The 5,674-nt window shown below is 69.1% G+C and carries 5 protein-coding genes; 1 reads left to right on the forward strand and 4 read right to left on the reverse strand.

The features are described 5' to 3' along the window. The 4 genes from ACMUOO_RS16285 to ACMUOO_RS16300 all read right to left on the reverse strand — a co-directional run. A partial coding sequence (locus ACMUOO_RS16285; RefSeq protein WP_413855731.1) for a hypothetical protein occupies nt 1-659 on the reverse strand: 659 nt, incomplete at its 3' end. A gap of 166 nt (nt 660-825) precedes the next feature. Beyond that, nucleotides 826-1,449: a 30S ribosomal protein S4 gene (gene rpsD / locus ACMUOO_RS16290; protein WP_301919633.1), complete on the reverse strand. Its 624-nt coding sequence runs from the start codon at nt 1,447-1,449 to the stop codon at nt 826-828. Between the two features lie 220 nt (nt 1,450-1,669). Further along, nucleotides 1,670-2,731, reverse strand: a complete 1,062-nt coding sequence (locus ACMUOO_RS16295) for a Hint domain-containing protein (RefSeq protein ID WP_301919634.1) — start codon at nt 2,729-2,731, stop codon at nt 1,670-1,672. A 177-nt stretch (nt 2,732-2,908) separates the two neighbouring features. Continuing rightward, nucleotides 2,909-5,173, reverse strand: a complete 2,265-nt coding sequence (locus ACMUOO_RS16300) for an adenosylcobalamin-dependent ribonucleoside-diphosphate reductase (RefSeq protein ID WP_301919635.1) — start codon at nt 5,171-5,173, stop codon at nt 2,909-2,911. A 112-nt stretch (nt 5,174-5,285) separates the two neighbouring features. Here ACMUOO_RS16300 and ACMUOO_RS16305 point away from each other — a divergent pair. Continuing rightward, nucleotides 5,286-5,674, forward strand: a 389-nt coding sequence (locus ACMUOO_RS16305; protein WP_413855732.1) for a DUF1489 family protein, incomplete at its 3' end; no start/stop codon positions are given.

Here is a 5,674-nt window from a genome sequence, read left to right on the forward strand (position 1 = left end):
ACGCCGACCTGCGGTTTGGCGCAAAGCAGGACAAGGCCGATGACCCCGATCGCCCGGCGCTCGCGCGCAAGCCCGGCAATGAGGAGGGCCGCCCCCAGATAGACGAAGACGGAACTCTGCCCGACGAAGAGCGCGATCTGTGTGACCTCCATGATGGCCATGACCGCGAGATGCAGGCAGAAGACCGGCCCCGCACCGAGCCCCGCGCCTGCCCGCGCCGAGCCGGGGCAGGAGGTTTGCGAAAGCGCGAACGCGACCGATGCGCTCGCCAGGACCAGAGCGCAGAGAGACAGCGCCAGCCAAAGGCGCCAGGCGGAGCCGAGATCGAACGCGGCGAGCAACACAGAGGGCAGCCAATAGGTGGGCGGGTTCGCCCAGATCTCCGGCCGGTTGCCCTCTTCGATCAGTCGTCCGGCGGCCTCGCGGAAACCGGGGCCATAGGGCGACACGCCCTCGAGCCATAGCCGGCCGGCGAGCCAGTAATAGCGAAAATCGTAGCCGGGATCGCCGGCCCTCTCGATTGCGAGCGCGACGAGCTGGCCGAAGGCCAGCGCCGCGAGCGCCGCAAGCAGAACTCCGGCAAGCCGCCCGTGCCGCGAGGCGGCCCCGCGTGCCCCGGCCGGAAGGTCCGCCCCCGCCACGTTCCGGTCGTACGTCATCCTGCCGTACCCGTATCCCATGGTCCTTCGACCCCTACAGTCTCCGCCGATTATGGCCACAACTTGCGACAGTCGCGGCGATTTCGGGGTATCGGCCGCATGAGGGCAACAAAAAGGGCCGCCACGGTTTCCCGAGGCGACCCCCTGTCTTCGCGCGGCCGACGGATCAGCCGTTCTTGGCGTAGTATTCGACGACGAGGTTCGGTTCCATGTGCACGGCGTAGGGCACGTCGCCCAGCGCAGGCGTGCGCACGAAGGTCGCGGTCATCTTGGAATGGTCGGCCTCGATGTAGTCCGGCACGTCGCGCTCCGCGAGCCCCACGGCCTCGAGGACGATGGCGAGCTGGCGCGACTTGTCGCGGACGGCGACCACGTCGCCTTCCTTCACGCGGTAGGAGGCGATGTTGACGCGGCTCCCGTTCACGGTGACATGGCCGTGGTTGACGAACTGGCGCGCGGCGAAGATCGTCGGCACGAACTTGGCGCGGTAGACGACGGCGTCCAGCCGACGCTCCAGCAAGCCGATCAGGTTCTCGCCGGTGTCGCCCTTCACGCGGGCCGCATCGCCGTAGATGCGCTTGAACTGCTTCTCGGTCAGGTCGCCGTAGTAGCCCTTCAGCTTCTGCTTGGCCCTGAGCTGCGTGCCGAAGTCGGAAAGCTTCGTCTTGCGGCGCTGGCCGTGCTGGCCGGGGCCGTATTCGCGCTTGTTCACCGGGGATTTCGGACGGCCCCAGATGTTCTCGCCCATCCGGCGGTCGATCTTGTACTTGGCAGAGGTGCGTTTGGTCACCGCTGATCTCCTTCGTGTGTGCGCCGCCCGAACCGATCGGCTGGCGGCCGTGAAGGGCGTTGTCCTTTCCCTTTCGGGCGACAGGCATCCCCTTGCGGGGGCCACCAACACCAAATGAATGATCCGGGCAAAAGGCCCGGGACGGGCGGCTTATAGCCGTGGCACGGCGAGAGTCAACACGCCCCGGCGATGCGGGGCGGAAATTCCGTGCCCGGCGCGGTCAGGCCGCCCGGTGCCGAAGGATCGCCGCCTCCGGCGCCGAAAGGCTCCGCCGGGCGAAATCGCCATAGCGGAACGGGTCAGCGGCGAGCCCGTCGAAAAGTGCATGGAGCGCGGCACCGTCGGCCGGGTCGAGCGCCTCGGGATCGGCCGCCGCCGGGTGGAAGGTTTCGGCGGGCCGGCCGTTGGCGCAGATCACCTCGTGCCGGGCGGTCAGGAGGTGGATGTAGGTCACCTCGCGCAGCCCGGCCTCGGCCCGCACCTGCTGCCCGTCGATGAGGTCGCGCGCGGCGACAAGCACCTCCTCCTCGCCAAAGAGCGCACGGGCCGCCGCCCCGACGAGAAGGATGCGGTGGTCGGGGGACACGATCAGGTCGGCCTCCGGCGCCCCCCGGCCGTGCGTCCTCGCGCCAAGCGCCCCTGCGCCGATGCGCACCGGGCGGAACGCCGGAAGGGCGTTTAGCCGCGCGCCGCTCATCCTCCGCGCGCCCGTCCAGAGCACCTCCTGCGGGCCGTTGTCTCGGGTGGTGATCCGGTCGCCCGGCCGGATGTTCTCGACCGCACGTAGACCCTCGGGCGTGGCGATGCGCGTGCCCGGCGTGAAGCAGATGATACCGCCCGGAATGGCCGCATCGGGCACCGGGCGACCCGGCCGAGCCGCAACCACGGCGAGATCGACGCCGCCCGGTGGCAGCGCGCCCATGACGGCGAGGAGCCGCCCCGCCGGATCGAGGGGCATCAGCCGGTAAAGCGCAAGCCCGTCCGTCACGGCGAACCCCGCACCGCCCGCAGGCGGTTCCGCTTCTTCGGGGTGGAGGCGTCGCGTCAGGGCCGCCGGGCCGATCAGCCGGGCCACGACGCGTGCCGCACGCCGCCGGACCTCGGCCTCGCCCGCCGCCCCTGCGAGGGCGAGGACGCGGGCCGGCCCGTCCACCCTGAGCGCCTCGCCGCGCCAGCACCAGACCGATCCGATAGCGATGGCGGCCGGAGGCGCCGCAACAATGCCGTCCGTCTCAGTCTGCTCGACCGAGATCACGAAGGTGCCGCGATAGCCCGCCGCCATGCTGAAAGCCGCCCGCTCATCCTTGGCGCCTCTCCGGGGCGCCTTGGTGCGAACCTATCACCGCGGCGGGCACCGCGGAATCCGGGGGACACGGCGCGCCTAGCCGCCCGGCCTGCCTGTTGCAGAAAGGACGCGCGCGGCGGGTGCCGCGTTCCGCCCGCGATCAGCCGCGCCGGATCACGCGCATTTCGAATAGCCGCAGGACGGGCAGGTCATGCAGCCTTCGACCATCTGCATTCCCTTCTGCCCGCAGGACGGGCAAGCCGGCCCGCGCGGAGCCTCGCCCACCGCCATCGCCTGCGCCTTGGGGTCGGACTTGAGGCCGAGCCCCTCGCCGGCGAGGAAACCGATGGCGATCATGTGGCGCTCGATCACGCCCCCGATGGCGGCAAGGATCGAGGGGATGTAGCGTCCCTGCATCCAGGCGCCGCCGCGGGGGTCGAAGACGGCCTTCAACTCCTCCACCACGAAGGACACGTCGCCGCCGCGCCGGAACACCGCCGAGATCATCCGCGTCAGCGCCACAGTCCAGGCGTAATGCTCCATGTTCTTGGAGTTGATGAAGACCTCGAAGGGCCGCCGGTGACCGCCCTGCACGATGTCGTTGATGGTGATGTAGATCGCATGTTCGCTGTCGGGCCACTTCAGCTTGTAGGTCGCGCCTTCCAGCGCCTGCGGCCGGTCGAGGGGTTCCGAGAGGTAGACGACCTCGGCGCCCCGGTCGGCCTCGGGCGCCTTCTCGTCCTTCTCGCTCACCGACAGGACCGATCCCGTCACCGCGTTCGGCCGGTAGGTCGTGCAGCCCTTGCAGCCCTGGTCCCAAGCGGCCATGTAGACATCCTTGAAGGCCTCGAACCCGATCTCCTCGGGGCAGTTGATGGTCTTCGAGATGGACGAATCCACCCACTTCTGCGCCGCCGCCTGCATCCGCACATGGTCGAGCGGCGGCAGCGTCTGGGCATTGACGAAATGCTCCGGCAGGGGCTTGTCGCCAAAGCGCTCGCGCCAGAGCTGGACGGCGTAGTCGACCACCTCTTCCTCGGTGCGCGAGCCGTCCTTCTGCAGCACCTTGCGCTTGTAGGCATAGGCGAAGACCGGCTCGATCCCGCTCGACACGTTGCCGGCGTAGAGGCTGATCGTGCCCGTGGGCGCGATCGAGGTCAGGAGCGCGTTGCGAATGCCGTGTACTCGGATCGCCTCGCGCACGTCGGCATCCATCTGCATCATGTTGCCCGAGGCGAGGAATTTCTCCGCGTCGAAAAGCGGGAATGCCCCCTTCTCACTCGCGAGGTCCACCGAGGCGAGGTAGGCCGCACGGGCGATGCGGTGCATCCAGTCCTCGGTCTGCTTCGCGGCCGTCTCCGACCCGTAGCGCAGTCCCACCATCAGGAGCGCGTCCGCAAGCCCGGTGACGCCGAGCCCGATGCGCCGCTTGGCCCGCGCCTCCGCCTCCTGCTGGGCCAGCGGAAAGCGCGAGGCGTCCACGGTATTGTCCATCATCCGCACCGCGACGCGCACGAGGTCGTCGAGCGCCGCGAGGTCGAGTGCGGCACCCTTGCCGAAGGGATCCGTGACCAGGCGGGCGAGGTTGATCGAACCGAGGAGACAGGCGCCGTAGGGGGGCAGCGGCTGTTCGCCACAGGGATTGGTCGCCGCGATCGTCTCGACGTAGGACAGGTTGTTCATCGCGTTGATGCGGTCGATGAAGATCACGCCCGGCTCGGCGAAATCGTAGGTTGCCCGCATGATCCGGTTCCAGAGGTCCCGCGCCTCGACAGTCCGGAAGACCTTGCCGTCGAACACCAGATCCCAAGGCTTGGCCGCCTTCACCGCGGCCATGAAGGCGTCGGTGACGAGGACGGAGAGGTTGAACATCCTCAGCCGCGCCGCATCCTGCTTGGCCTCGATGAAGGCCTCGATGTCGGGGTGGTCGCAGCGCATCGTCGCCATCATCGCACCACGGCGGGAGCCGGCCGACATGATCGTGCGGCACATCGCATCCCAGACGTCCATGAAGGACAGGGGCCCCGAGGCATCGGCCGCCACCCCTGCCACCGGCGCCCCGCGGGGCCGGATGGTGGAGAAGTCGTAGCCGATGCCGCCGCCCTGCTGCATGGTCAGCGCCGCTTCCTTCAGGGCGTCGAAGATGCCGCCCATGCTGTCGGGTATCGTGCCCATGACGAAGCAGTTGAAAAGCGTGACCGCCCGGCCGGTGCCCGCGCCCGCAGTGATCCTGCCGGCGGGGAGGTAGCGGAAATCCTCCAGCGCGGTGTAGAACCGGTCCTCCCAGGGGCCGGGGTCCTGTTCCACCGCCGCGAGCGCGCGGGCAATGCGCCGCCAGGTGTCCTCCACCGTGCCATCCAGGGCGGCGCCGTCCTCGGCCTTGAGACGGTACTTCATGTCCCAGATCTGCTCGGCGATGGGGGCGGCGAAACGGGTCATCGGCGGCGGTCCTCACGCTTCTGGGAAGGGTGCTCAAGATACGCTCCGTGCCTGTGCCGGTCAACTTGATCTCGCGGTCGCGAAGGCTAGAATGTCCATCTCTGGGGGTGCCATGGCCGAGTCTGTCCATCTTCTGAAGCTCTGTGTCGGGGCCGAGTCGGTCGAGGACCTGATCGACTGGCACCGCACCCATCCCTCGCCCTACCCGACGGGCGAGAGGCGCCACGTCACACGTATGTGGCCGAAGCGCGAGGCCGAGGTGATCGCGGGCGGCTCGCTCTACTGGGTGATCAAGGGCGTCATCCTCTGCCGCCAGCGGATCGTCCGCCTCGAAGAGGTGCGCGGTGCGGACGGCATCCTGCGCTGCGGGATCGTGATGGACCCGGAGGTGATCCGCACCGAGGGCGCTGCGCGCCGCCCGTTCCAGGGCTGGCGCTATCTGGAGACGAAGGACGCCCCGCGCGACCTGCCCCGGGGACGGGGCACCGACAGCGCGCTGCC

The sequence above is a fragment of the Albidovulum sp. genome, from assembly GCF_041919395.1.
Lineage (GTDB): Bacteria > Pseudomonadota > Alphaproteobacteria > Rhodobacterales > Rhodobacteraceae > Albidovulum.

What these genes read in the sequence shown, in the direction of transcription:
- ACMUOO_RS16295 (WP_301919634.1), bottom strand. Translation starts at nt 2,731, where the DNA reads ATGGCGGCGGGCTATCGCGGCACCTTCGTGATCTCGGTCGAGCAGACT.
- ACMUOO_RS16300 (WP_301919635.1), bottom strand. Translation starts at nt 5,173, where the DNA reads ATGACCCGTTTCGCCGCCCCCATCGCCGAGCAGATCTGGGACATGAAG.